The organism is Sorangium sp. So ce363 (genome assembly GCF_051520435.1).
GTDB classification, from domain to species: domain Bacteria; phylum Myxococcota_A; class Polyangia; order Polyangiales; family Polyangiaceae; genus Sorangium; species Sorangium cellulosum_B.
In genome coordinates, this window is sequence record NZ_CP150333.1 from 3,369,296 (window position 1) to 3,395,276 (window position 25,981).

Consider the following 25,981-nt stretch of genomic DNA (forward strand, 5'->3'; position numbering starts at 1 on the left):
CGCTCTCGAGCGCGCGGGTCGCATTGCGTTTTGGTTCGTCGATTTCTCCCTATCGAGAGATTTTTCCGTCATGCCCACGGATCCATCTACTTGGCGCCTTTGCCTGACATCGCAGGTTCTGGTCAAGCCCGACTGTGGTTCAGGAGAAGCCCGAATCGTGTGGCTCGGGCGGCGCTGCGCCGCCCTTCGCGGGTCGTCACCGTCACCCGTTCTCGCCTGGACGTGTTTGGCAGCAAAACGTGCTCGGACCGGTGAGGACGATCTCGCCTCGCAGCTCTCCGCCGCTCGGCTCGCAGCTTCCGGGCTGGTTGACCTGCCAGATAGCCCTCATGCTCTTGGGCGTTTCCCCGGGCTTGGCGGCGACGCACCCCGGGGCATGGCTCGAAGCGGTACCGGCGGTGATCAGCTCGCCGCACGCGCCGTCCCGGAAGGAAAGGAGCGCCAGGGAACACTCGCTGCCTGTCGGAGGACCGCACTCACACGGCGTGCAGTGGCGTTCGTCCCTCATGCCGTCGTAGAGGACGACGTCCTCCGGGTAATCTTCCGGGCAGGTCACCTCGCCCTCGCCGAGGTGCATGATGCACTGAGCGAAGCCGTGTTCCTGATCAGGCGACACGCACGTCTTCGACGGAGAGGCGCACGTGCGTTTCTCGGGGATGCCTCCGCACGCCAGGCCGGAGCGATACCACCGCAAGCTGAACTGTGGCACCGGGGGGGGCTCGATGCTGGCTTCGCAAGGCGTCACTCGGGTCGCGCCGAGGACGAGCGATTGCTGATCGTTCACCAGGGCGTCGCTGGGCACCACGCAGGTGCCGTTCAGCATGTCCCGGGGCTCATGCACCGAGACCGGCGAGCCACCGCACTTCAACGAGGCGGCCGTCCTGAGATCGGCGGGCAAGGCGCAGGCTGGCTCGCCGCACCGACATGGGCTGCACGCGAAGGGGAAGTCAGCGGTCTCGTACCCCCTGTACACCCTGATCGGGGCGCTGCCGGGGCATTTCGGCTCGTCCACCGTTCTGCCGACCCAGAGCAGCGCCGGGCCATAGAAGCCCTCCGGAGCCGGCTTGACACACTGGTCGCCGCTGCACGTGCCGCATGCCGAGATGCACGCGTCGCGGTCGGGCTGGTTTCTACACACTTTCGCGCATGTCCGACATTCCGCTATGCAATCCCAACGGTCGGGCCCGTAGGGCTCGCTTTTACATTGATCCACGCACGTCCCGCATTCCGCTAGACACGCGTCCTGGTTGGGCACGTTCTCACACTCGGTGTCGCATGTTTCGATAGTCTCTCTGGTGTAAAAGCAGCCTGGGAGGCACGCGGTGAACAGCAGCGCAAGCGCGAGAAAGGTAGTCTTCATAGACCTCCAGCCGGGAAGAGCTCGCAGCCCGCTTTACTACAGACGCGACCGTTTCAAGCGAAGATGGGCCGGGATACGCCAGGAATGACCCCTCTCGACGCATTGCGATCAGCGCCGGGGAATTCCAAGAGAACGCCAACCGCGGCGATTTTTGTCAGCGCAGCCCGGGCTTGAGCGCAGCGAGGCACCTCGTGAAATGAAGACACGCTGGGCCACGTAAGCGCTCGGTGTCGGAGTGCACCCTCGACCCAACTCCTGGGTGACCGAGCGTGCTCCTGCGCAACCGTGCGCGACCGAGCGCAGGCCGCGGCGCTCAGGCGCGAGCCAAGGCGACCGGGCGCACCGCGTCGGAGGGGGTCGGTTGGGCTCGGATGCGCCCGCGCCCGATCGCAGGAAGGCGAGCCGCGTGTTCCCAGGCGGCGTACTGGGCCGGGCTCAGACGCTTGAACCCTGCGTCACAAGCGTCACAAGCGTCACAAGCGTCGAAAGCGCTCGCGGGGCGTGCGCTTGCTGCGTTAGGCTCCGATCCTGATGAGTGGGGATCCACCCGATAGCGAGCGCGGGCTGCATCAGGCCGGGCTCCGTCCTCAGGAAGAGATGGGCTCGCGGGGGGCGGCGAGCGGCGCGCCGGTCCCCTCGGCGACCGTCTCGCTCTCCTCCGGGCGGCGCTACGAGATGGAGGTGACGTCGGCGGGCGATCGGCTCGTCGTCCGCGGAAGGACGGGTGAGATCGTCCTGCAGATGGAGATCACCGACGCCGGTCCGGTGCTGTCGTTCGCGGCGCCCGACGGCGAGCGCGCCGGTTCACGGCGAGGCGGCCGGGGGAGCGCCTCCTCCGCGCCGCCGCGGCGCGCGGCCTCGCCGCCGCAGTCTGTGATCGTCCCCATGTCGAGCGGAAAACGCCCCCCCTCGGAGGGCGAGGCCGACGAGACCGTCGAGGTGCCGCGGGCGCTGCCGCTGCCCTCGATCAAGCTCCCGCCGGAGGCCGAGCCGCTCGAGCTCGATGGCGGCAACGCGCGGTCGGGGGTCACCCTCCGTCGATCTCCCGGCGAGCTCGACGCGAGCGGCGCCGTGCCGGCCGCGCCGGCGCTGGCGACGCCGAGCGGTGCGGCCCCTGCGCCCGCCTCGCGGAGCGACCTTCCGGGCGCGCGGAGCGCGCTGCCCTCGCTCAGCCTTCAGCAGTACGCGGTCCTCTGCGCCGAGTCGTCGATCGGAGCGGCCTCGTCGTTCGACCAGGCGCTCCTGCGCCACGGCATCGCCGACCGCGACCTGTGGAAGGCCGTCGATCGCAGCTGGCAGGATCGGCTCGAGCGCGAGCCGATCCTCACGTTGCGCTGGATGGAGCTCACGACGCGCTACCGCGAGCACCTGACGCGTCGGTGAAGCTCGCGGCGTGATGCAGCGCGGATACCTGCTACAGCAGCGCCCCGCTCATGCCGGGCAAGCTCCCGGAATCTGGAAGGCGAGGCAGCGGAAGAAGAGGAAGAAGACGCCTGAACCTCTTTCCGTCATCTTCGTCTTTCTGTGAACATCCCAAGAAGTGGCGCTGGTCCCGGGAGAGCGCGCGAGCTACCGCAGCCAGCCGTCGGTGTCTGGAGTCTCAGTGCAGGGTCTTCTCGAAGCCATCAGGAAAGCCTGTCTTCCGGGCCTCTGGTCCCAGGGCGTCAAGCTCGCCCGTGAGGGCGCTGCCTTCGGACGGGAGGATCGCGGCGATTCCATCGTGGTCCGCGTCAAGGCGGCCGGGCAGCCCGTTGCACCCACCGTCACCCTCTACCCAGCGGACGCCGAGTGGACGTGCGACTGCGGTGGAAAAATCGACCCCTGCGCGCACGCTGTCGCGGCGACGCTGTCGCTCTCGCAACCGATCGCGCAGGGCCAGCCGGCGGCGCAGGGCCAGCCAGCGGCGCAGGGCCAACCAGCGGCGCAGGGGCAGCCGGCCGCGCAAGGCGGCGCGACCGCCGCGGCTGCGCCGCCGGCGCGGCTGCGGTACCGGCTCCGGCGCAAGGGGCTCGTGCTCGCGCTCGAGCGGATGATCGTGCACGCGAGCGGCGCCGAGGAGCCGCTCCGGGTCTCGCTCGCCAGCCTCGCTGGCCGCGCCGTGCGGGCTCCAGCGAGCCCGGAGCGGCCGGGGCCGAGGCTGCCCGAGCTCTACCCGACGCACGAGGACCTGGCGGTCGACCGCCTCGTGGGCACGAAGCAGCACGGCTACTTCCCCTCGGATCGCCAGCCCGAGCTCTTCGCGGCGCTGGCGGGCGTCGCGGACGTGGAGCTCGACGGCGCGCCCGTGCGCGTCTCCAGCGAGGCGATCGGCCCTCGCGCGGCGGTGCGCGATCACGACGATGGCGCGGCGCTCGTCGTGGAGCGGGACCCGCGCGTCGACGAGGTGATCGCGTCGGGCGTCGTGCGGTGCGGCGGCACGCTGCACCTGCTCCGGGAGATTGACCTCACGGGGCCGAAGCTCGAGCGGCTGCCGCTCCGGCGGGTGTTCCCGCGGGGGGACCTCGGCAAGCTGGTGACCGACGTCCTGCCGGAGCTGACCAAGCGCGTCCCGGTCACGATCCAGAGCCAGCGCCTGCCCCGCGCGGGCGGCGCGTCCCGGCCGCGGATCCTCCTGGAGCTCAGCCAGAAGGAGCACACGCTCTCCGTCGTGCCCAGCCTCGTGTACGGCGACCCGCCCGAGGCGCGCATCGAGAACGGCCGGCTCGTGCACCTGTCCGGCGCCGTGCCCGTCCGCGACGAGCCCGCGGAGCGCATGTTGCTGATCCGGCTGCGCGACGAGCTCCACCTCATCCCGGGACGCCGGGTCGACTTCGATGGCGTCGAGGCGATCCGCTTCGCCTCGCGCCTCGAGTCGTGGGACGCCCGCGCCTTCGCCGACGCGCGCGGCGAGATCTTCGGCAAGGCCGCGCTCGTGCCGCGCTTCGTCATCCAGGACCGGGCCTTCGACGTCGAGTTCGAGCTCTCGGCGGGGCGCGACGACGGCGCGGGCGACGAGGGCGACGGCGCCGGCGCGCCCCCGAAGCGCGCGGACGCGACGGCCGTGATCCGCGCGTGGCAGGACGGCCTGCCGCTCGTGCCGCTCCTCGGCGGCGGGTGGGCGCCGCTGCCCTCGGCGTGGCTCGACAAGTACGGCGCGCGCGTCGCCGATCTGCTCGCGGCGCGGCGCGAAGACAAGGAGGTGCCGCCCGCGGCGCTCCCGGCGCTGGCCGCGCTGTGCGACGAGATCGAGTACCCGCGCCCGTCGGGCTTCGACAAGCTCATGCCGCTGCTCGACGGCTTCGCGTCGCTCCCGGAGGCGCCGCTGCCCTCCGACCTGACCGCGACGCTGCGCCCCTACCAGCGACGCGGCGTCGACTGGCTGTCGTTCCTGCGCGACGCCGGCCTCGGCGCGGTGCTCGCCGACGACATGGGGCTCGGCAAGACGCTGCAGACGCTCTGCTCGCTGCGCGGGCGGACGCTCGTCGTGTGCCCGCGCAGCGTCGTCCACAACTGGGCCGACGAGATCCGGCGCTTCCGCCCGGGCCTCCGGTTCGCGATCTACCACGGCACGCGGCGCGCGCTCGATCCTGCGGCCGACGTCACGCTGACGACCTACGCCGTGCTCCGCAACGACGCCGAGCTGCTCGCGGCGCAGGCCTGGGAGGCGGTGGTGCTCGACGAGGCGCAGGCGATCAAGAACCCCGACAGCCAGGCGGCGCGGGCGGCGTTCGCGCTCCGCGCCGAGCTGCGCGTGGCGCTGAGCGGCACGCCGGTCGAGAACCGGCTCGAGGAGCTCTGGAGCCTGCTCCACTTCACGAACCGCGGCCTCCTCGGCGGGCGGAGCGCCTTCCAGGAGCGCTACGGCCGGCCGATCGCCGAGGGCGTGCAGGGCGCCGCGGCCGAGCTGCGGCAGAAGATCCGCCCCTTCGTGCTGCGGCGGCTGAAGGGCGAGGTGGCGCCGGAGCTGCCGCCGCGATCGGAGATGGTGCTCTACTGCGAGCTCGAGGAGGCAGAGCGCGAGCTCTACGACGCGGTGCGCGCGGCCACCCGCAAGGACGTGGTGGAGAAGCTCGCGGAGGGGGCGAGCGTCATGGCGGCGCTGGAGGCGCTGCTCCGCCTGCGCCAGGCGGCCTGCCATCCGGCGCTGATCCCGGGATCGAGCGCCGGCGGCGCGGCGCCGGCGGCGCGGACCGTGCCCTCCTCCAAGGTGACGCGGCTGATCGAGGCGCTCGAGGAGTGCGTCGCGGACGGCCACAAGGCGCTCGTGTTCTCGCAGTGGACCTCGCTGCTCGACCTCGTCGAGCCGCACCTCGGCGCGGCGGGGATCCCGTGGAGCCGCCTCGACGGCGGGACGCGCGACCGCGCCGGGGTGGTCAACGAGTTCCAGTCGCCGGGCGGCCCGCCGGTGATGCTCATCTCGCTCAAGGCGGGCGGCACCGGCCTGAACCTGACCGCGGCGGATCACGTCTTCCTGCTCGATCCCTGGTGGAACCCGGCGGTCGAAGATCAGGCGGCCGATCGGGCCCACCGTATCGGACAGCACCGGCCGGTGATGGTCCACCGGCTCGTCGCGAAGGACACGGTGGAGGAGGGGATCCTCGCGCTGCAGGAGCGGAAGCGCGCGATCGCGGGCGCCGCGCTGGGCGAGGCGGACAGGGCGGCCTCGCTGACGCGGGAGGATCTGCTCGCGCTGCTGGGGTAGCGCACATCGATCGCGGCCTTCCGCGCGGCGCTCCCCGTCGTGTCGCTCGCGGGGCGGGCGCATCGCCGCGGACTCTGGCGGTGCACGCGTTGCGCGCGTTGAGCCGCCATGGGATGAGCGGGTGTGATGCGAACGTTCATCCTCCCCCTCGCCGCGCTGCTGGCGCCGCTCGCTGCGTGCACCGTCAACGGTCCGCGCGAGCCGGCGCCCGAGCCGTCATCACCCGTGGAGCCGCCGGAGCCGCTGTCCACCGCGGCGCCGGGCGCGCCCGCGCCGCAGGCTTCGGCCACGGTCACCGCGACGACCCAGGCGCCGGCCACGACAGCGCGGACCGCGCCCGGCGAGGAAGCGCTGTTCGGCACGTGGAGCTCCGCCGCGTGCGGTCCGCGCAAGTACGAGCGCCGGCTCTCCCTCGCGAAAGACGGCAGCTTCGTCGCCGAGGATCGCGTCTCTCCCTGCCCGCCGAGCGCGGTGTGCGTCTGGTCGGGCATCGTCCATCGCAAGGGGGCGTTCAAGCGCGCCGACAGGACGCTCCTGCTCTCGGTCTCCGAAGGGTCGCAGGGGCCGGGCGCTCACCCGTTCCCGACCACGCTCACCATCGATCCTTCGACGGGCGCCCTCGCCGAGACCGGAGAAGGCGGCGCTCCCTGCCCCTACGCGCCCGCCGGCCAGTAGAGTCCTCTGTGCGCGAGCGCACCGCTCTCAACACCCGCACGCCTTCTGGACCGCTCCAAGGAGGGCCTCGTAGCGGATCGGCTTCCTGAGCAAGGGTGTTCCGGGCGGCGGGGACGTGATCGACGCGGCCGACAGGACAACGACCGGGATGCCCGCGAACCGCGCGTCGCGCCGCATCCGGTCGATCAACTCCACACCGTCCATGACGGGCATCAACAGGTCGACGAGCATCATATTCGGCCGCTCGCCGCGCTCGAGCAGCGCGAGCGCCTCCGCTCCGTTTCCAGCCGTCATGACGCTGTAAGCGCCGTCTTCCTCGAGCGCATCGCGAAGCGAGATCTGAATATCCTCGTTGTCCTCCACCAACAGGATGTGCTTCATCGTGTCAGCTTAAGGAGATTTGGTCTCGGTGTCATCGAGGTTCCCACGTTGTCGAGGCAACTCCACAGTAAAGGTCGAGCCGACGTCAGGTTCACTCGCGACGGACACCGTCCCACCCATGGCCCCGACGACCTGCCGCACGATCCACAGCCCGAGGCCGAGCCCGCCGTAATGCCGCTCCGAGACCGCGCGCTCGAACTGGTTGAAGATGATGGCCTGGTGCTCGGGCGCGATGCCGATGCCCTGGTCCGTGATCGTGAGCCACGCGCGGACATCGCTTGACCACACGGTGATCGTGATCGGACGTCCACGGCCGTACTTGAGCGCATTGGTGAGGAGGTTGTTCACCACTTGGTCGAGGCGCCTGCGATCCCAGCCGCCCGTGGCGTCGGCGGCGAGCTGGAGCGACATCGAGTTCCTGGCGAGGTCGTATTTGTGCTGCTCGACCACCTCGCACACGACCTCCGCGAGGTCGACCTCCTGTATCTGAAGCTCGATCCGTCCAGCGGCGATGCGCGAGACGTCGAGCAGGTCGGAGACGAGCCGTTCCAGGCGGTCGATCTGCCGCTCCACGACCGATAGCTTGATGACCAGGCGCTCGGGCGTGAGGCGGTCTGCGCGCGCGGCGCGCGCAGCGCGCAGCACGCTCTCCACCTCGGCGCGCAGCGGCGTGATCGGTGTCTTGAGCTCATGGGCCGCGACGGCGAGGAAGATCTCTCGCGCCCTCACGGCCTCTCGCGCCTGCTGGAGCATCACCTCGCGCTCCTCGGCCGCGATCTTCTGCTCCTGGATGTCGGTGCAGGTGCCGAACCACTTCACGATCCGCCTGGCCGTGTCGTGCAGGGGCAACCCGCGCACGAGGAACCAGCGGTAGACCCCGTCGCTGCGCCGCATTCGGTACTCGATCTCGTAGGCGTCTCCGCTGGCGAAGCTCTCCTTCCAGCGCGCCACGACCCGATCCGCGTCCTCGGGGTGGATGGCGGCCGTCCAGGCCGCGCCGCTGGGCAGGCGCTCGCCGACATACTCCGCGAAGCGCCGGTTGAAGTAGTCGAACTCCCCGTCCGGCGTCGCGGTCCATACGAGCTGGGGAATGGCCTCCGCGAGCGCCTCCCGCGTGTTCTCGTAGAGCGCCGAGAGCTGGCGGTTCAGCTCCTCCCTGCGGAGCTCGTCCTCGCGTGTGATACGCGCCGCGCCCGCCATCGCGACCACCTTGGGCAGCAGCGGAAAGAGCAGGATCGCGGTGCCGACGGAGGCGATCGCCGTGATGGCCCGGAGGGCCCCATCCAGCCAGTACAACGGCTGCCAGATGACCCACACATCCATGAAGTGCGTGAACCCACAGGCAACGATGAAGGTGCCGAACGCGAGGTACACCCGCTGGAAGGGGATGTCCCGGATGCGCCGGACCAGATGGGCGAGGGTCAGGGAGATCGAGAGATAGGCGAAGCCGATCGCCAGGTTGGTGATGACCTGCAGCCAGACCATGCCCGGCTGCCAGAAGTAGCAATGGCCATGGGGCATGAATTCCGTCGCGAACAGACTGTGTGGCGACTCGAGCATAAGATCCTCTGCTGGAGTTTCCGAGGGCTCAGGGTGATGTGAGGACGTAGTGTACAATCCTTGGCTGGCGAACAGGACGCGGCTCGCGCGACTCGTCCACGGGGCTCTGGGCGCGGCGCGGTGCAGAGCGGAGCGGCGCGCCGCGGTGCAGAGCGGTTAGAAGCGTGCCGGCAGGACCCGACGCGCCGCTGCGGTTCGCGCGCGGCCTCCCGCGTGCTATGCACGCACGCTTCGATGAGTCCCGACCGCGAAGCCGCCGGCGCAGGCCGGCCGTTCACTGCCGCCGATCTCGACGCTTGCCTCAAGGTGCTGGAGGCCGTGGCCCTCGATCGCGCGCAGCTCGCCGCCATCAGCTCCGAGGACCGCCGCCGGCTTCTCCTGGCCGCTGGCCGCGTCTCGCGCCCCGAGCGCGCCGAGCAGCGAGAGCTCGCCAGGGCGTTCCGCAAGCGCGACCGGCACGCGCAGAAGTCCGCCGACGCCGCCCTGCTCGATGCGGTCGGCATCCGCGTCGCCCGTCGAGAGCCGGTGTTCCGTACGCCGGACGCGCTCGCCCAGGCAGCGCCCCCGCTGTCGTGGGCCGACCCCGCCGAGGAGCCCGCGTCGCCGCCCGAGGCCACCGAGGAGCCCGGGCCGCCGGCCGAGCCGGGCGCGCCGGAGCTCGCGCGGCCGCGCAAGTGTTACGTCTGCAAGGTCGAGTTCCGCAAAGTCCACTTCTTCTACGACGCGATGTGCGCCGCGTGCGGCGACTTCAACTACCGCAAACGCAGCCAGACCGCGCCGCTCGACGGCCGCATCGCGCTCGTCACGGGCGCGCGCGTCAAGATCGGTTATCAGGCGGCGATCATGCTCCTCCGCGCCGGCGCGCGGGTCATCGTCACGACCCGCTTCCCGCACGACGCCGCTCGCCGCTTCTCGGCGGAGCGCGACTTCGACGCCTGGGGATCACGGGTCGCGATCTACGGCCTCGATCTCCGACACACGCCGAGCGTCGAGCTCTTCACGCGCCACCTCCTCCACACGCTCGACCGGCTCGATTTCATCATCAACAACGCCTGTCAGACCGTGCGGCGACCGCCGGGCTTCTACGGCCACCTCATCGAGGGCGAGACCGCGCCCGTCCGCTCCCTCCCGCAGGGCGCTCAGCCCCCGCTCCGCGAGTACGACGCGCTCCGCGCGTGCGGCACGCTCCCCCTCGTCGCCGGCGCCGACCCCACCGCGGGCCTGCGCGAGCCCGCCTTGCTCTCCCAGATCCCGGCTCCGGGCGATGAGCGCCTCGACGAGCTGCTCTTCCCTCAGGGGCGCTACGACGCCGATCTCCAGCAGGTCGATCTCCGGACGCTGAACAGCTGGCGGCTCACCCTCGCCGAGGTCCCGACCGTCGAGATGCTCGAGGTGCAGCTCGTCAACGCGGTCGCCCCCTTCGTCCTGAACTCCCGGCTGAAGCCGCTCATGATGCGACGGCCCACGTTCGACAGGCACATCGTCAACGTCTCGGCGATGGAGGGGCAGTTCTACCGCCGCTACAAGACGGACAGGCACCCTCATACCAACATGGCGAAAGCCGCGCTCAACATGATGACGCGCACGTCCGCGCCCGATTATGTGAAGGACGGCATCTTCATGAACAGCGTCGATACCGGGTGGGTCACCGACGAGGACCCCGCGGCGCTCGCCGCGCGCAAGCTCGAAGAGCACGGCTTTCATCCGCCGCTCGATATCGTCGACGGCGCCGCCCGCATCTGCGACCCCATCTTCGCCGGGCTGCTCAGCGGCCAGCACGCGTACGGCCAGTTCTTCAAAGACTACATGCCGACCGACTGGTAGGCGCCGCCCGCGCCAGGGCGCGCTCCTACCCTCAACAACCGCCGCGCGAGGCACCGGCGACGAGCTGGTCCGGCTGGGTCCGCTCGCCCGCTCGCGCTGTGCACCTGCTCGCTCGCTCGGCCTGCCTGACGCGCCGTCTGCGCGCCTCCGACGTCCTGTTCAGGTCGCTTGACGCTGCGCATCCCTTTCTTGACAGTCAAGACAGCCCGCTGATAAGCGATAACTTAACACTTACCACCAGGAGGGAGCGCTCCGCATGGAGATCCTGATTCACAACCCGCTGACCCGCTTCCTCATCCAGGCGTTCTTGATCATTGCCTGCGCGAGGCTCGTGGGCCTGGTGGCCCGCCGGATGGAGCAGCCGATGGTCATCGCCGAGGTCACGGCGGGCATCCTGCTCGGCCCGTCGCTGTTCGGCTGGCTCTTCCCCGATGCGTCGGCGGTCCTGTTCGCAAACGATTCGCTGCCGCTCCTGAAGCTGGTGAGCGAGGTCGGCCTCATCGTCTTCATGTTCCTCATCGGGCTGGAGCTCGATCCGAAGCTCTTGCGCGGGCGGGGCCACGCCTCGGTCATCATCAGCCACACGAGCATCGTCGTGCCGTTCGCGCTGGGCGGGCTCCTCGCGCTCTACCTGTACCCCCGGCTCTCCGACAGCTCCGTCCCGTTCTCGTCGTTCACGCTGTTCATGGGCGTGGCCATGAGCATCACGGCGTTCCCGGTGCTCGCGCGCATCCTCACCGAGCGGCGCCTGCTGCGCACGAAGGTCGGCGCTCTCACCATCACGTGCGCCGCCGTCGACGACGTGACCGCCTGGTGCATCCTCGCGTTCGTCGTCTCGATCGCGCGCGCCACGGGGCTCGTGGGCGCCGTCTGGACCACCGTCTTCGCCGTCGCGTACATCGCCGGCATGCTGTTCCTTGTCCGCCCCTTCCTCGTCCGGCTCGGCGAGCGCGGCTCCAGCAAGGAAGGGCTCTCGCAGGACCTCGTCGCCGTCACGCTCCTCCTGCTCATCGTGTCGAGCTGGATGACCGAGATGATCGGCATCCACCCGCTGTTCGGGGCCTTCATGCTCGGCGCGATCATGCCGAAGGGCACCGGCTTCGCGCAGAGCCTCGCCGAGAAGCTCGAGGACTTCGCGGTGGTCTTCCTGCTCCCGCTGTTCTTCGCCTACAGCGGCCTGCGCACGCACATCGGGCTGCTCAACTCGGCCGACGGCTGGATGATGTGCGGCCTCATCATCCTGATCGCCTGCGTCGGCAAGTTCGGCGGCAGCGCCGTGGCCGCCCGCTTCACCGGCCAGAGCTGGCGGGAGGCCAGCGCGGTCGGCATCCTCATGAACACCCGCGGCCTGATGGAGCTCATCGTCCTGAACCTCGGCTTCGATCTGGGCATCATCTCGCCCAAGCTGTTCACGATGATGGTGCTCATGGCGCTGGTCACGACCTTCATGACCTCGCCGCTCCTGCGCTGGATCTACCCGCCGGAGGAGCTCGCCAAGGAGCTCGCCGACGTGCCGGAGCGGACGCCTCTGCCCACGGCAGCAGAGGTGTTCACCGTGCTCATGTGCGTCTCCTACGAGCGCTCCGGCCCCGGCATGGTGACGCTCGCGAGCGCCCTCGCCGGCACGGGCCCCGAGGCGAGGCGCCTCTACGCCCTGCGCCTCATCCCGCCGACCGATCGTGGCTCGTTCTACCTCGAGCAAGGGCTCGAGCGGCAGGGGACGGCCGCGCTCGCGCCGCTCCTGTCGCGGGCCAAGGAGCTGGGCGCCGAGGTCCGGCAGCTCTCCTTCGTCTCGCCCAAGCCGAGCCACGACATCTGCAACGTCGCCGACGTGAAGCAGGCCGACCTCGTGCTGGTCGGCTGGCACAAGCCCATCCTCAGCCAGACCGTGCTCGGCGGCACCGTCTACGAGGTCATGCGCGGCGCCCACACCGACGTCGGTGTGCTCATCGATCGCGGGCTCGCCGCGGTCCGCAAGCTGCTCGTGCCGTTCCACGGCACGTTGCACGACAAGGCGGCGCTCTCGCTCGCCCGCCGGCTCGCGCAGCAGGTCGGCGCCGACGTCACCATCCTCCACGTGGTCAAGCCGAAGCGCAGGTCCGACGACACGCTCGGCGCGCAGCAGACGGTCGACGAGGTGTTCGAGGGCGAGGAGGGCGGCGCGCTGCAGAAGTCCAAGGTGCTTCTCAAGGTGGTGGAGCACGACTCCCCCGCGGACGCGGCCCTCGAGGAGGCGAAGCGCGGCTACGATCTCGTCCTCGTCGGCGTCGGTCCCGAGTGGGGCCTCGCGCAGCGCCGGTTCGGCATCCGCGCCGAGCACATCATCCAGGGGTGCCCGACCTCGCTGCTCGTCGTGCGGCACTACGAGCCCGCCGCCGTGTCCGCCCCAGCCGCGGCGCCCGTCCCGAAAGTCCTCCCGACCGCCCTCGCGGTCGAGCCCGATCGCTCCTGAGGCCCCATGCCAGCGATGTCCGACGCTGACGGCGCCGCGCGCGCCCGCGCGGTCGCCGCGTTCGGGGCCGCGCTGCGGCTCCTCCGCGTCGAGGCGGGCCTGAGCCTGCGCGCGCTCGCGCACCGCATCGGCGTCTCCAGCGCCTACCTGAGCCGCGTCGAGCATGGGCACGACGCCATCCCCACGCCCGACCGGCTCACGGCGATCGCGGGCGCGCTCGAGCTCCCGCCGGCGGTGCTCCTCGAGCTAGGCCATCAGGTCGAGCCGCTCGTCTCGCGCTACCTCGAGCGCGTTCCGTCGGCGAAGGCGCTCTGCGCGGAGCTCGCGCGGCGCAACCTCAGCGCCCCCCAGCTCGCGCGCGTCAAGGCGTTCATCGACGCCGAGTTCCCGGCGAACGCGGCCTTCGGGGGGGCGCCCGCGCGGCGGCTCAGCGGCCTGCTCACGCCAGAGCGGGTCGTGCTCCACCTCTCGTGCGCGGACATCGAGGACGTCATCGACGTCGCGGCGTCCCGGCTCGCGCCCCCCGGCGGCCCGATTTCGGCGAGCGCGCTCGCCCAGGAGATCCTGCGGCGCGAGATCGAGTCGCCCACGGCGCTCGGCAACGGCGTCGCGGTCCCGCACGCGATCGTCCCCGGCGCGTGCCAGGCGGCCGTGCTCGCGACCCTGGCCGAGCCGCTCGCGGTGCCGACGCCGGGCGGCGCCCCGCTCCGGCTGTTCGTCGTCCTCGTCTGCGGCGAGGGGGGCCGCGCGCACCTCGAGCTGCTCGCCCAGGCGGCCAGGCTCGCCAGCCTCGGCGCCGCCGACGCGCTGTGCGCAGCCCACGACCCCGCGCAGCTCATCGACCAGCTCTCGCAGATCGAAGCGGGCTGCGGCTGATCGCCGCGGGGGGCCGCGGGGCCCCCGTCACTCGACGCGGACGAGGCGCTGCACCACGGACGAGCCGCCGCGCGCGTCGCGCAGGACCGCGGTGATCGTGGCGACGCCCGGCTCGGCAGGTGGGATCCACTTCACGGCGTGATCGCCGATGTACCCCTCGTTCGCGTCGCTCACGAGCTTGATGCCCCCGTCGAGATCGCCCAGATCGGCGAAGTAATCGACCCAGACGATCTCCTTCAGCGCCTGCTGCTGCGCGCTGGGATCGTCCTCCGCTACCTCGGGATCGACGATCGCCTCGAGCTCGTAGGCCGTGCACTCGACGAACGGGTCCTCCGCGCTGCAGCCGGCCTCGCGCCGCGCCTCCGCGCTCACGCGGCAGCGCTGGACGGTGGGGATGTCGGCGAAGTCCTCTGGCAGGGGCTCGCCGTCGAGCGTGAGCCCCTGCACCTCCGGGTTCGCGTTCTCGCGACCCCCCTCGAAGGCGTAGATCTGCGTGTAGCCGGGCACGAAGCTGTCCGGGCCGAGCCGGCGCCCGCCGCTGAAGCAGGCGGCGGGGAACGTCCCGGCGCGGCCGGTGCCCTGGTCCTCCACGAGACCGAGCTCCCCGGTGCAGGCGACGAAGAAGACGAACGCGCTCCCGAAGGCCGGACCCCCGGTGGCGGGCGGCCTGCGGCCGGCGAGGATGTCGTCGCTGATCGTGATCGTGTACGTGTCCCCGAAGCCGGGGCGCACGCCGTTGAGGTCGGGCAGCGGGACCGTCGGGTCGCCTCGCTCCACCCACGCCTCGATCTCGGAGGCGATGCCTTCGAGCTGCGCGTAGCAGCCGTAGTAGTCGTCCCCGACGGGGTTCTCGCACCCGCCGAACCAGTAGACCGAGACAGGGCGCGACCCGTCCTCGGAGCCGCCCAGCCCGTCCTGGTAGTGGATCCGGAAGGTGACCTGGTCGCCGGGGTTGGCGTACGGCTTGTCGGCGACCACCGCGAGGACGCGGAGCCCGCCCACGAGGCTCGGCGGATCGAAGCCCGCGACGCAGCCCGAGGCGATCGCCGGCGACGCGATCGCCGCGAGCGCGAGCGTCCCCAGCACCGCGCGCCGCCACCGGCGCCCGCGGCCCGCGCCGTCGCGCTTCGCCGCGCCGTTCATCGCCTGCGCCCCGCGCATCTCAGAACTCTCCTCGCATCCCGAAGCTCGGCAGGATGGGCAGCCCCGTGACGTACTGTCGGGCTGTGTAGTTGTAGTTGTACTGAATCGCCTCGCTGTTCGCGTTGTTGTAGACGTTCTGCACGTCGAGGTAGGCCGAGAGCCGCCAGGTCTTGAACTTCCACGTCTTGTCCAGGCGCAGATCGAGCTGGTGGAACGCCGGGAGCCGCTCGCTGTTCGGGCCGGAGAACGGGATGGGCGTATACGTCCCGGTGGGCGCGTAGAAGAGCGCGTTGGTGCGGTACGGGTCGCAGCTCTGCTCGTTGACGTTGCACACGTTGGGCGTGACCAGGTTGCCGGAGACGAGGCGGAACCGGGCGCCGAACTCCCAGCCGTCGCCCAGGCGGTAGCTGCCGAGCACCGTCAGGATGTGGGTCTGATCGAACGGGACGAGCCGCTCCGGGTCGCCGGGCTCCGGCACCCGCGTGCTGCGGGACAGCGTGTACGCGGCCCAGCCGAAGAAGCGATCGTCGGGCTTGTACTTGAGCAGGAACTCGCCGCCGATGACCCTGCCCGAGCCGACGTTCTGGTAGTCGAGCTGGATCGACCCGGGTCGGTTCACGCCGACGACGAGCTCGTCGAGCTGCTTGTAGAACCCCTCCGCCGACGCCTCGATGTGCCGGGTCAGCTCCTGCTCGACGCCGGCCGCATAGTGCAGCGCGCGGGTCGACTTCAGGCCGGGGTTGCCGAGCGGCGGGATCACCTCCTGGAACTGCGGCGGCTGATGGAACACCCCGAGGCCGCCCTTCACCGTGGTCCGCGGGAACCCGGGGACGACGTCGAAGCGCCCGTTCACGCGCGGGCTCACGGTGACCTGCTGGTTCAGGTCCTGGTAGTCGAGGCGCAGGCCCGGGACGATCTTCGCCCGAGGGGTCGGGGCGAGCTCGAGCTCGGCGTACGCAGCGGGGTAGAAGAACTCGCCGTCGCGCGAGACCTCCTGGAGGGTGCGCGTCGAGAACGGCTGGTTCGGCGGCTCGCCGGGGCGGTTCGGCCCGGGGGCGCGGAGGTTCACGGCGTAGAGGCCGGCGAAGACGTCGAGCCCCGCGTTGAACACCGTGCCCTTCGAGATGCGCCGCGCGTACTCGAGGCGGCCGGAGATCGTCTTGAGATCGAGCTGAAAGTAGATCGGCCCGATCCCGAAATCGGCGTCGTCGCGCGCGATCGCGAGAACGCCGTCGAGCCGGTCCTTGTCGGTGAGCTCGTGATCGTAGCGGAGCTGGAGCCGCTGAAACGCCGTGTGCAGCCCGACGTTGCCGGAGAGGGCCGGCTCGTTGGGCGCCGGGTCGCTGAGCAGCAGCTCGAGGGCGTCGTCGGAGCCGAAGAACGTGAGGCGGACCCGCGCGGAGGGCGTGGGCTCGGTCTCGAGGAGGACCTGGTAGTCGTAATAGACCGGCGCCTGCGTTACACCTGCGCCCGCGGCCTCGAGCACCGGGCCGAACGACTCGCCGATGTAGCTCCGCCGTCCCGCCACCATGAAGCGGGTGTTGTCGAGGAACGGCACGGGGCCCTCGAGCAGGACGCGCGCGTCGATGAGGTCCATCTGCGCCAGGCCGTGGAGCCTGCCGTCCTCCTTGGGGGAGCGGAGGGCGACGTCGACGATGCCGCCCTGCACCCGGCCGTACTTGGCGCTGAAGTTGCCGGGGTAGAAGTCGATCCGATCCAGCATCTCGGTCGGCACGACCGAGGAGAGGCCGCCGAAGTGGTAGATGAGCGGCACCTGCGTGCCGTCGACGAAGGTCTGCGTGTCCTGCGGGCCGGAGCCGCGGACGATGAGCAGCCCCGCGATGCTGGGCGGGCGGGCGACGCCCGGCAGGTTCTGCAGCGAGCGCAGGGCGTCGCCGTTCGTGCCGGGGATCCGGTTGATCTCGCGCTGCTCGATCGTGCGCTTCGTGACCTCGCGCGGCGGCCGCTTGCCGCGGACCGTGACCTCGAGGCCGTCGCCTTGCGGCAGGAGCCGGTACTTCACCTCGAGCTGCTCCCCGGGGGCGAGCGCCTCCTCGACGGAGAGCGGCTCGAAGCCGGGCGCCGCGATGGTGACCTGGTAGCGCCCCGGCGGCAGCGCGGCGAAGGCGAAGGTGCCGCCCTCGTCGGTCGTGAGCCCCGGCGGCGCGGCGATCGTCGCTGCGCCCGCGCCCGCGCCGGCGATGCGCGCGACCGAGACGGTGGCGCCGGCGAGCGGGACGTCGCCCCCGCTGGCGAGCACGGTGCCGCGGAGGCTCTCGGCGGGCCTCGCGGGCTCGCCGGCGGCCGGCGGCGGCGAGGCCGTCTTCAGGGTGAACGAGTAGCGGTACAGGATGCGGGCCGGGGCGGGGGCCCCGTCCGCGCGGCGGGCGGGCTCGAACTCGAGCTTCTGGGCCGCGGCCAGCGCCGACTCATCGAACCCGTGCCCCGCGCTCTCGACGACGACGGCGTGCTTCACGCGCCCGTCGCGGTCGATGTCGAGCTGCAGGGTCACCGACGCTTCGCGCCCCTGTTTCTCGGCCTCCGGCGGGTACTCCGGGGGCGTGTAGTTGAGCGCCCGCGGCGGCGTCGCCTTCCCCGCCGGCGCGGCCGTGGAGGCAGGAGGCGTGACGATCGCGCCGCCCGGGCCTCGGGGCACGGCCGCCCCGCCCTCGGGCGCCTGCCCCTCCTGGCCTTGCTGTTGCGCCTGCGCCAGGCAGGGGGAGAGGGCGGCGAGCAGCGAGAGGAGCGCCGCGGCGGCCGGCCTGCGATCGCCGCGCGCGCGCCGGTCATCGATGCGGATGGAAGCGGCGGGCTCCTGCGTGGTCACGACGTCACACCGGGTCGCGCCGCTTCAGCACCGCGCAGAGCGTGACGAGGATGAGGAACGTCATGCCTGCGAGCACCGCATAGGGCATCCAGGTCTGATCGTACGTGGTGAAGCCCCACGCGCCCGCGTAGTTGTCGGCCGCCATCTGCGCGATGGCGCACTTGAACTTGCCGCCCTCGATGAAGTCCGCGGCGCTCGTGTCGGTGCGGTGCAGATCGATGACCCACGCTGGATCCTCCGCGGTCGCGAGCCGCTCCGGCGCGATCGCGCCCTCGAAGCCCCAGCGGGCCGGGATGATGTACATGAGCGGCCGGAGGTGCGGCACGGTCGTCATCGGCACCATGAGCCCCCCGAGGACGACCTGGGGGATGAGCGCGATCGGCGTGAGCGCCATCGCCGCCTCGGACGAGGCGACCACCGTGGAGAGGAGGAGCCCCATCGCGACGGCGCTGAGCGAGGTGGCGGTCAGCGCGGCGAGCTGCATGCCGAACGCCTGCATGCCGCCGTGGAAGCCGAGGGCGAAGAACACGATCGCGAGCAGGACGGTGCACTGGACGAGGCAGAAGCCGGCGAGCAGCAGGTACTTGGAGAGCACGTAGTTGACGAGCCCCAGGTTGACCATGCGCTCGCGGAGGTAGATGGCCCGCTCGCTGACGATCTCGCGCGCCGCGTTCGAGGTCCCGAACCAGACCGCGGCGACGACGAGGAAGAAGATCGCCGCGGTGTGGTCGGTGGTGACCTCCATGCCCTTGATGACGTCGGTGCTCTTGTCCGCGCCGCCGGCGCGGCGGCCGAGCTCCTGGAGCGCGCCGAGGCACCACGCCGGGATCGCCTTCTCCTGCCCGCCGAAGACGATCGCGAGCAGGATGCCGATGATCGGGGCCTGGAGGAGCATGATCAGGGTGCCGCCGATGTCGCGCTTCTTCACCTTGAAGTAGCGCGACAGGAGCAGGCCGAGCTGCCCCTTGGTCGTGGCGCGCCCGGCCGGGATGCCGCGCTGCCCCTGGCCGGTGCCGATCTCGCGCCGGCCGGAGTACATCCGGCGGTACGTCGGGTTGCCGTCGCTGAAGAACTCCTTGCGCCACTCGATGGCGGCGAGCTTCCTGGCGTCGCCGCGCGACGCGTTCGGGTTCCGCGCGCGGAGCTGATCGAAGATGGGCCGCTCCCGGAGCGCGAGCATCTCGAACATGTCGCGCGGGTTGTCGACGTCGTTCTGCTGGCCGTGCCGCTCCTTCCAGCTGCCGAAGAAGCGGTACGCGTCGGGCCGGGTCGGCCCGAAGAACATCGGGATGCCGCCGTAGCCCAGGATGAGCGCGTGGCTGAACTTCTCGAACTCGTCCTTCGCCGGCTGGTGGATCGTCATGATGATCGTCTTGCCGGTGGCCTTCGTGAGGTCATGCAGCAGGCTGATCAGCGCGGTCGTGTCGTCGGCGGCGAGGCCCGAGGTCGGCTCGTCGAGGAAGAGGATGACCGGATCGGTGACGAGCTCGAGCGCGATGTTGACGCGCTTGCGCTGCCCGCCCGAGAGGATCTTGTTCTCGGGCTTGCCGATCTGGAGGTTCTTGACGCCCTCGAGGCCGAGATCCTTGATCGTCTGCTCGACGCGGGCGTCGATCTCGGCCTCGGTGTAGTCGGGCGGGAGGCGGAACTTCGCGCTGTAGCGGACGGCCTCGAAGACGGTGAGCTCCGGGTGGACGAGATCGTCCTGCGGCACGTAGCCGATGGAGCCGCGGAGCGTGTCGTAGATGTTGTAGAGGTCCTCGCCGTTGATGCGGACGACGCCGCTCGTCGGCGGCAGGTAGCCGTTCAGCGTGAGCAGGAGCGTCGTCTTGCCGGCGCCCGACGGCCCCATGAGCGCGATCATGTCGCCCGGCAGCGCCTTGAACGACACGTTGTCGAGCAGGGTCTTCTGCTCGTTCGGGTTGTCCCGGTCGGGGACCTGGAGGGCGAGGCTCCACGCCTCGATCTCGTAGAGCGGGCGCCCTGCCCACCGATCGGCGGAGTACTCCTCCTGGACGACCTCGACGGCGCCCGCGCCCCCCATCTCGATCTGGAGGGGCATGGGCCCGATGTAGATCTTCTCGCCGCTCTGCACGGCGATCTTCTGGCCGGGCGCGATGCGGTTGCCGCGGACGTAGGTCCCGTTGGCGCTGCCGCTATCCTCGACGTAGAGCTGCCCGTTGATCGAGTGCAGGAGCGCGTGGTGGCTCGACACCTGGGGGTGGGCGAGCACGATGTCGTTGTCGGGCGTGCGGCCGATCTTCTTGACGTTCGAGCCGCCGCCGGAAAAGTCGAGCTGCCCGAGGACCGTCTTGTTCTTCCTCCCGGGCGCGCCGGCGGCGGGCACCGAGGACGCCGGTTGCGCGGGCTGCTGCGGCGGCGCGTAACCGCCGGCGACGCCTGGCGGCGCGTAACCCCCGGCGCCGGGCTGCTGCGGCGGCGCGTAGCCGGAAGCGGCAGGCTGCGGCGGCAGGACGCTCACCGCGGGCGGGGCGCCGGAGGCGGCCGGCAGCGCGGATTGCCGGGCGGCCTGCGCGAGCTGGACGAGCAGGCTGATCTGGACCGGGACGGGCCCGAAGGCGATGGCGCCTTGCGGATCGATGGGCGTCGGCGAGCCAGCGGCGATGCGCTGCGCGCCCACGTACGTGCCGCTCGTCGAGTTGTGGTCGATGACCATCATGCGATCGAGCGTGACGGTCGCGTGCTGGCTCGAGACGCTCGGGTGCTGGAGCACCAAGGAGGCGCGCCCGGGGTCTCGTCCGATCACGACCTGGCCGGGCGCGGGCGCGAGGCTCCCGGGCGACGCCAGCATCAGCGTGATGGCCGGATGGTTCAGCGGGACCGGCGTCTGCGCGACCACGAACTGGGTGCGGAAGTCGAACGGGACCTGCTCTCCCGGCGAGAGGGGCCGCCCGTTCGCCGACGCCGGCCCTTGCCCGCAGGAGAAGAGCAGCTTGCCACCCCCCTGGTTGACGATGCGCGCGTGCTCGGGCAGGACGCCGGGAGCGACGAGCACCACATCGCAGGTGGGGGCGCTGCCGATCGTGATGCTTGTTTTGCCTAGCCCCGGGATCATGCGGGCCGCGTTTCACCACAGGCCGTCGGGGAGGGCAAGGGAAGAGGCGCGTCCCGTGCGCCGCCTCTCGCCACGCTGGCGCGGTGCCGCTCGCGGGAGAGGAGCGCGCTTCTGCACGCGCGCGGCGATGGGCGCCGTTCGGCGAGAGGCTCTCGCCCGCTGGACGAACGGAGTGTCGGCGCGGAGCGTCGTGACTTCCGGGAACAGGTGGTTCAGCGGGTCACAGATCGAGCAGCATGAAGCCGGCGCGGGCCTCCTCGAGAGAGGGTGTACGGGTCGACTCCGGCACCTCTTCTTCCAGATCCTCAGGCGCGCCATCCATGTCGTCGCCGTGCTCGAGCTCTTGGTCGCCAAGCATGGAAGGACCTCCGGAAAGTTAGGCTAATCCGGAATCCGATCTTTCTTCAATCGCATTCCGCGAGCGGGGCCGTTGCGCGGTGGTCGTCTGAGTTGAGCGAGCCGAGCTCGGTCCTCGTTCTCGTTTCCGTCGCGGTTTCCGCTCATCCGTGCGGGGCGGTGGGTGGGGGGCGGCCTTTCCGCGCCTTTCCGCGCCTTTCCGCGCCGCGCTCAGCTGCCGAGGAGCTTCCAGAGCAGGAAGACGAACAGCGCGAGGATCACGGCCGCGGCCGAGGCGATGAGGGCGATGTAGACGCCGCGCGTGGCGCGCACGGTGCTCGGCACGCTCGATGCCCCGGAGGACGAGACGGGTCCTGAGAAGCTCGGTGCTGGCGCGGGGCGCGGGCCGGTCGCGGCGTACGCGTGAGCATGCAGCGGCGCGGGCGCGAGGTGGGGGGGTGGGGCGGCGGCGACCGGGGGACCACCGGGCGCTGCTGGGTTGTGCCCCGGGAAGGCCACCGAAGGCGGCGGAACATCCTGCTCGGTCGCGTGAAGAGGCGCACCATAGGCGGCGCCGACGTGAGGCGGCGCACCGTACGCGGCGCCAGGATGGTGCGGCGTACCGTAGGGGACGCCAGGAGGGGGCGGCGCGCCGTAGGCGGCGCCTGCAGGGTGCGGCGCGCCGTAGGCGGCGCCAGGAGGGGGCGGTGCGCCGTGGGGGACGGCGGGGTGGGGCGGAGCGCCGTAAGCGGCGCCTGGGTGAAGCGGCGCTCCGAACGAACCAGGCTGATGAGGCGCGGCGCGGCCCATCGGAGACGGCGCAGGAGCGCTCAGGGGAAGGGGAGACAGCACGGCGGGCGCGTCGGGCGCGTTCGGGTAAGCCACCGGGGGATGGGCGCCTGGCACGGTTGGAGGCAGCGCCAGCGCGGAGTCCATCGGCGTGGGCGTCATGGCCGACCCGCCATCGGCCGCCGTGGGGCTCACGGCCTTCGCGCTGGGGGCAGCGGCAAGAGCCACGGGAGGCAGCTCGTCGGTGGCCGTGGGGCTCACGGCCGGCGCGCTGTCGACGGTGGTGGAGCGAAGCGCCGGCGCGCCATGGGCAGCGCCCGGCGCGACGGCCGGCACGTTGTCGGTGGCTGTCAGCGCGACGGCCGGCACGTTGTCGGTGGCCGTCAGCGCGACGGCCGGCACGTTGTCGGTGGCCGTCGGCGCGACGGCCGGCACGTTGTCGGAGCCCGTCGAGGCCGCGGTCGCCGCGGAGCGGGGGGACGCTGGACGCAGCCCCGGCGCGCCGGTGGAGCCCGCCGGGACCACGGTGACCGCGTCGCTGGTGGGCGCAGGGCGCGGCGTGTCGGGGGAGCCCGTCGGGACCACGGTGATCGCGTTGTTGATGGACGCCGGGTACGGCGCCGGCGCGTTTCCTGCGGCCGCCATCCCCGCCGCCGCGCCGCTCGCGGCCGCAGGAGCGCCATGGCCGTGGGGGAGCGGCGTGCTCGTGGCGTGCTGCTGGCCGATCGCCGCCGCCTCGGACCGGGTCATCGCGACGGTCTCCTGAGGGCGTGAAGCGCGCGCAGGAGTGACGCCGTCGCCCGGGCCAGCCGTCCCTGGTGGCCCGTGCGCGATGGTCAGCGAGCGGCCGCCCGTCTCGAGCACCCGGACCATCTGGACGGTGATGTTGTCGTGACCGCCGCGGTGGTTCGCGAGCTGCACGAGCATCCGGCACGCGTGATCGACCGAGCCCGATGCGAGCGCTTGCCGCGTACACCCGAGGATGTCGCCGGGGAGCACGAGGTCGGTGAGCCCGTCGCTCGACTGGATCAGCACGTCTCCCGGGTAGAGCTCCATCGGCTCGGGTCGAACCTCGACCTCCACCTCCGGCCTCATCCCGAGCGCGCGCGTGATCTTGTTCGCGTCGGGGTGGCCGATCGCCTGCGCCTCCGTGAGCATGCCCGCGTCGATCATCCCCTGCACCATCGAGTGGTCGCGCGTGAGGGGGTAGATCTGGTGGCTCCGGATCACGTACGCGCGGCTGTCGCCGACGTGCGCGACATCGACGCCGCGCTCGTGGAGGACCATCGCGACGACGGTCGAGCCGGGTCGGACGCGGTTCTCCGGCGGCCCGCCCAGCTGGTAGACGCGGCGCCCCGCTTCCTCGATCGCGGCCTTGAGCGCCCCGCTCGGATCCACGGTGGCGGGCGTGCGCTCGATCATCTCGAAGATGGTCTGGATGGCGGTGCGGCTCGCCTCGCTGCCGCCATAGTGTCCGCCCATGCCGTCGCACAGGACGCACAGGTAACCGAACTTGGTCTCGGCGTAGCCGCAGGCATCCTCGTTGACCTGCTTGTTCGGGTCCCGACCAGCATCGCTGGCCTGGGCGAACTCGATCTTGAGGTGCGGGGAGGACTCGGTCGGGGGCATCATGGGGGGGCGTCGCTCGGGGCGCGAGAACGGGCCCCGGACACGCTACTCCAAACGGACGCTGAACTCGACGGGGCCGAACCGCAACGACGCGCCGGGTGGCACGAGCGTCCACACGGACGCGGCGATGCGCTGGCCGTTCACGTAGGTCCCGTTGTTGGAGTTCTCGTCCCGCACGAACAGCTGGCCGGCCTCGAGCTTCACGCTCGCATGGGTGCCGGAAACGCGCGGCTCCGACAGCGCGATCAGGCACGAGGCGCCGTCGCGCCCGGCGCGCACCTCGGCGCCGGGGAGCACGGTGAAGATGCCCGCCGGGCCCGAGAGCGTCGCCCGGCTGGCCCCGCCCATGGGAGGGCCCATCATCGGCCCGCCGCCATAGCCGAAGTCGCCCGGAGGCGGCGGCGCGGGCGCGTAGGGCGGAGGCGGCCCGCTCCCCGCCACGATGGGCCTCGGGGGCGCGGCCGCCACCGTGCCGCCGCGTCGCTTCCCGCCGCCGCGGAAGATGGAGACGAGGAGCAGCACGATGACGACCCCGCCGAAGGTCACGCCGCCGATGAGCAGGTACGGCAGCGGCGCCTCCTTCGCCTTCAGCGTGAGGATCTTGTCGGCCGTGACCGCGCTCGTCCGCCGCGCCTGGTTGTCGTAGACGATGAGGCGCGCCGTCATCTGGTCGCCCTTGCCGACGAGGAACTTGTCGGTGTCCGGGAGCTCGAACTCGACGACGCTGTCGCCGGCCGAGATCGCCTTGCCGCGCATCCCGCCCTCGATCAGCGTCCGCTGGGCCTTCTTCGCGTCCTCGAGGTTCCCGCCCTGCAGCGACTGCGGCGCGGCCTGGTTCTTCGGGACCATGTAGATCTCGGCCCGCTGCGCGTTGCCACCCCAGCAGAAGTTGCCGAAGATCTTGATCGTGCCGCCGGGATAGATCGGCGTCTTCTTCGCCGCGCGGTCGGTCGCGTCGCGGTCGATGTCGATCGGCCACGCGGTCGGATCGATGCCGACGGGGACGTTCTGGAAGGTGGCGTCGCCCGCGATCGGCGGATCCGTGTTGATGAAGGCGAGCTTGAACGTCTGCGTGATGCTCGGCGCGACGCACGAGACCCGCCACTTCACGATGTGCATCTTGTTGAAGCGGGTGCGGATCGCGTTGACGATGTTGGCCGCGCGCCGCTGCTGGCCGTCGCGCACCACGCTGAAGAAGCCGCCGATCTCGGTGTTCGCCATCCCTTCCATGAACTCGCGGGCGTTCGCCGTGAACTCCTCGACGAGCTGGCTCGGGAACCAGATCGAGATGACGGGCACCGGCGTCTTCGGCAGGACGTCGTTGTTCTCGGGGAACCGCCCCTTCGTCAGGTACTCGCGGAGGAGGTTCGACGCGGCGGCCGTCGAGCTGGGATCCGCGCCGGCGGAGCCGTTCGAGAGGACCACCATCGCCTGGTGCATCGGCACCTGGACGCCCTGACCTGCGTTGCCGAGCTCCTTGAACGCGTCGGTCGCGGCGTTCTTGATGATCGTGAAGAGTGGGCGCGTGCGGCCCTGCGTCGGGTAGGTGCGCGCGACGCCGGCGATCGCCTGCGCCGCCGCCTGCTTGTTGCTCACCCACTTCGAGTCCTCGACGATGCCGCGATCGTTGAAGAACATCACGTCGACGATGTCGTTCGGCTGCATCGCGTTGACGAACGCGCTCGCGACCGCCTTCGCCTCGTCGAAGCGGTTGCCCATGCTCGACGCGGCGTCGATCAGGATGAGCCACGCCGTCCCGACGCCCGGCTGACCGGCGCTGTCGCCCCACCGCGCCTTCGACTCGAACTTCGCCGGCAGATCCGTGCCGTCGACCGTGACGGAGAGGATCGCGTTCTTGTCCGGGAAGTCGAACGACGAGTAGAGCGCCGACGGCTGCTCGATCGCATCGGCGACGCAATCGAGGTTCGCGTTGCCCGTGAGCGCGGCGCAGTTGCGGGTGAGGTCGCTGAGGCGCTTGTTCTGCACGACCTCGAGCACGGTCGTGAGCACGGGCGAGCCGTCCACGGTGCTCGCGCGCGGGTCGATGCGGAGCACGTGCGCCTCGGGCGCGGCCTCGGCGCGGCGCTGTCCGGCGAGGAGTGCGAGGACAGCGGCCGCGAGCGCGAGGAGCCTCGCGCAGCGCAGGGCCTTGCCCTCGCGCCTGCCGCGACGGGCGGAGGCGCTCATGGAGTGGATCGGGCGAGTCGCGTCATGAGAGGGAGTCATGCGTGGGGATCTCCAGCGGGCGCGAGGGAGCCGAGGAGCGCTCCCTGCGCGAGCGGGGCGGCCGCCGCGCGCTGGCGACGGCTATCCGGTTGGTTTTCACGCAGCCTGGCCGGGGCGCCAGGTGCCGGTCGAACGTCGCGGGGGAA

16 protein-coding genes are annotated in these 25,981 nt (G+C 71.2%); 7 read left to right on the top strand and 9 right to left on the bottom strand.

Annotated features, from left to right (window positions below; all coding sequences use genetic code 11):
- Window positions 1-202 precede the first annotated feature (202 nt).
- A complete protein-coding gene (locus WMF12_RS13030) occupies window positions 203-823 on the bottom strand; it encodes a hypothetical protein (protein WP_437871358.1) in 621 nt (206 codons plus the stop codon).
- Here WMF12_RS13030 and WMF12_RS13035 point away from each other — a divergent pair.
- From WMF12_RS13035 to WMF12_RS13050, 4 genes are all read left to right on the top strand, one after another.
- On the top strand, window positions 822-1,046 hold the full coding sequence (locus WMF12_RS13035) for a hypothetical protein (RefSeq protein ID WP_437871359.1): 225 nt from the start codon (window positions 822-824) through the stop codon (window positions 1,044-1,046). The two genes, WMF12_RS13030 and WMF12_RS13035, sit on opposite strands and share 2 nt — an antisense overlap.
- Before the next feature lie 845 nt (window positions 1,047-1,891).
- Window positions 1,892-2,743 carry a hypothetical protein gene (locus WMF12_RS13040; protein ID WP_437871360.1) on the top strand — a complete coding sequence of 284 codons (852 nt, stop codon included), beginning with the start codon at window positions 1,892-1,894 and terminating at the stop codon, window positions 2,741-2,743.
- 220 nt (window positions 2,744-2,963) lie between these two features.
- Window positions 2,964-6,041, top strand: coding sequence for a DEAD/DEAH box helicase (locus tag WMF12_RS13045; protein ID WP_437871362.1), 3,078 nt, complete (start codon window positions 2,964-2,966; stop codon window positions 6,039-6,041).
- Between the two features lie 126 nt (window positions 6,042-6,167).
- Window positions 6,168-6,716 (top strand): hypothetical protein, encoded by a 549-nt coding sequence (locus WMF12_RS13050; protein ID WP_437871363.1) that lies wholly within the window; start codon window positions 6,168-6,170, stop codon window positions 6,714-6,716.
- A gap of 27 nt (window positions 6,717-6,743) precedes the next feature.
- Here the strand turns inward: WMF12_RS13050 and WMF12_RS13055 are convergent, their stop codons facing one another.
- Window positions 6,744-7,097, bottom strand: a complete 354-nt coding sequence (locus WMF12_RS13055) for a response regulator (protein WP_012235137.1) — start codon at window positions 7,095-7,097, stop codon at window positions 6,744-6,746.
- A gap of 9 nt (window positions 7,098-7,106) precedes the next feature.
- Entirely contained in the window at window positions 7,107-8,618 is a 1,512-nt protein-coding gene (locus WMF12_RS13060) for a PAS domain-containing sensor histidine kinase (protein WP_437871366.1), read from the bottom strand.
- Window positions 8,619-8,891: 273 nt separating this feature from the next.
- Between WMF12_RS13060 and WMF12_RS13065 the strand changes: the two genes are divergently transcribed.
- From WMF12_RS13065 to WMF12_RS13075, 3 genes are all read left to right on the top strand, one after another.
- Window positions 8,892-10,481, top strand: a complete 1,590-nt coding sequence (locus WMF12_RS13065; protein ID WP_437745955.1) for an SDR family NAD(P)-dependent oxidoreductase — start codon at window positions 8,892-8,894, stop codon at window positions 10,479-10,481.
- A 256-nt stretch (window positions 10,482-10,737) separates the two neighbouring features.
- Window positions 10,738-12,933, top strand: a complete 2,196-nt coding sequence (locus WMF12_RS13070; RefSeq protein WP_437745956.1) for a cation:proton antiporter domain-containing protein — start codon at window positions 10,738-10,740, stop codon at window positions 12,931-12,933.
- A 6-nt stretch (window positions 12,934-12,939) separates the two neighbouring features.
- On the top strand, window positions 12,940-13,809 hold the full coding sequence (locus WMF12_RS13075; RefSeq protein WP_437871369.1) for a PTS sugar transporter subunit IIA: 870 nt from the start codon (window positions 12,940-12,942) through the stop codon (window positions 13,807-13,809).
- A 27-nt stretch (window positions 13,810-13,836) separates the two neighbouring features.
- On the opposite strand, the gene WMF12_RS13080 is transcribed toward WMF12_RS13075, so the two are convergent.
- The 6 genes from WMF12_RS13080 to WMF12_RS13105 all read right to left on the bottom strand — a co-directional run bounded on the left by WMF12_RS13080 (window position 13,837) and on the right by WMF12_RS13105 (window position 25,796).
- The gene (locus WMF12_RS13080) at window positions 13,837-14,970 is read right to left on the bottom strand and encodes a hypothetical protein (RefSeq protein ID WP_437871370.1); all 1,134 of its coding nucleotides are present in this window, start codon (window positions 14,968-14,970) and stop codon (window positions 13,837-13,839) included.
- A gap of 1 nt (window position 14,971) precedes the next feature.
- Window positions 14,972-17,779 carry a TonB-dependent receptor domain-containing protein gene (locus WMF12_RS13085; protein ID WP_437871371.1) on the bottom strand — a complete coding sequence of 936 codons (2,808 nt, stop codon included), beginning with the start codon at window positions 17,777-17,779 and terminating at the stop codon, window positions 14,972-14,974.
- 4 nt (window positions 17,780-17,783) lie between these two features.
- The gene (locus WMF12_RS13090; RefSeq protein WP_437871373.1) at window positions 17,784-20,855 is read right to left on the bottom strand and encodes an FHA domain-containing protein; all 3,072 of its coding nucleotides are present in this window, start codon (window positions 20,853-20,855) and stop codon (window positions 17,784-17,786) included.
- Window positions 20,856-21,075: 220 nt separating this feature from the next.
- Entirely contained in the window at window positions 21,076-21,213 is a 138-nt protein-coding gene (locus WMF12_RS13095) for a hypothetical protein (RefSeq protein ID WP_437745961.1), read from the bottom strand.
- A gap of 209 nt (window positions 21,214-21,422) precedes the next feature.
- The gene (locus WMF12_RS13100) at window positions 21,423-23,612 is read right to left on the bottom strand and encodes a protein phosphatase 2C domain-containing protein (RefSeq protein WP_437871375.1); all 2,190 of its coding nucleotides are present in this window, start codon (window positions 23,610-23,612) and stop codon (window positions 21,423-21,425) included.
- A 42-nt stretch (window positions 23,613-23,654) separates the two neighbouring features.
- Window positions 23,655-25,796: an FHA domain-containing protein gene (locus tag WMF12_RS13105; RefSeq protein WP_437871380.1), complete on the bottom strand. Its 2,142-nt coding sequence runs from the start codon at window positions 25,794-25,796 to the stop codon at window positions 23,655-23,657.
- Between the last annotated feature and the right edge of the window lie 185 nt (window positions 25,797-25,981).

What these genes read in the sequence shown, in the direction of transcription:
- WMF12_RS13035 (WP_437871359.1), top strand. Translation starts at nt 822, where the DNA reads ATGTCCCGGGGCTCATGCACCGAGACCGGCGAGCCACCGCACTTCAAC.
- WMF12_RS13030 (WP_437871358.1), bottom strand. Translation starts at nt 823, where the DNA reads ATGCTGAACGGCACCTGCGTGGTGCCCAGCGACGCCCTGGTGAACGAT.
- WMF12_RS13040 (WP_437871360.1), top strand. Translation starts at nt 1,892, where the DNA reads ATGAGTGGGGATCCACCCGATAGCGAGCGCGGGCTGCATCAGGCCGGG.
- WMF12_RS13050 (WP_437871363.1), top strand. Translation starts at nt 6,168, where the DNA reads ATGCGAACGTTCATCCTCCCCCTCGCCGCGCTGCTGGCGCCGCTCGCT.
- WMF12_RS13055 (WP_012235137.1), bottom strand. Translation starts at nt 7,097, where the DNA reads ATGAAGCACATCCTGTTGGTGGAGGACAACGAGGATATTCAGATCTCG.
- WMF12_RS13060 (WP_437871366.1), bottom strand. Translation starts at nt 8,618, where the DNA reads ATGCCCCATGGCCATTGCTACTTCTGGCAGCCGGGCATGGTCTGGCTG.
- WMF12_RS13065 (WP_437745955.1), top strand. Translation starts at nt 8,892, where the DNA reads ATGAGTCCCGACCGCGAAGCCGCCGGCGCAGGCCGGCCGTTCACTGCC.
- WMF12_RS13070 (WP_437745956.1), top strand. Translation starts at nt 10,738, where the DNA reads ATGGAGATCCTGATTCACAACCCGCTGACCCGCTTCCTCATCCAGGCG.
- WMF12_RS13075 (WP_437871369.1), top strand. Translation starts at nt 12,940, where the DNA reads ATGCCAGCGATGTCCGACGCTGACGGCGCCGCGCGCGCCCGCGCGGTC.
- WMF12_RS13080 (WP_437871370.1), bottom strand. Translation starts at nt 14,970, where the DNA reads ATGCGCGGGGCGCAGGCGATGAACGGCGCGGCGAAGCGCGACGGCGCG.
- WMF12_RS13090 (WP_437871373.1), bottom strand. Translation starts at nt 20,855, where the DNA reads ATGATCCCGGGGCTAGGCAAAACAAGCATCACGATCGGCAGCGCCCCC.
- WMF12_RS13095 (WP_437745961.1), bottom strand. Translation starts at nt 21,213, where the DNA reads ATGCTTGGCGACCAAGAGCTCGAGCACGGCGACGACATGGATGGCGCG.
- WMF12_RS13100 (WP_437871375.1), bottom strand. Translation starts at nt 23,612, where the DNA reads ATGATGCCCCCGACCGAGTCCTCCCCGCACCTCAAGATCGAGTTCGCC.
- WMF12_RS13105 (WP_437871380.1), bottom strand. Translation starts at nt 25,796, where the DNA reads ATGAGCGCCTCCGCCCGTCGCGGCAGGCGCGAGGGCAAGGCCCTGCGC.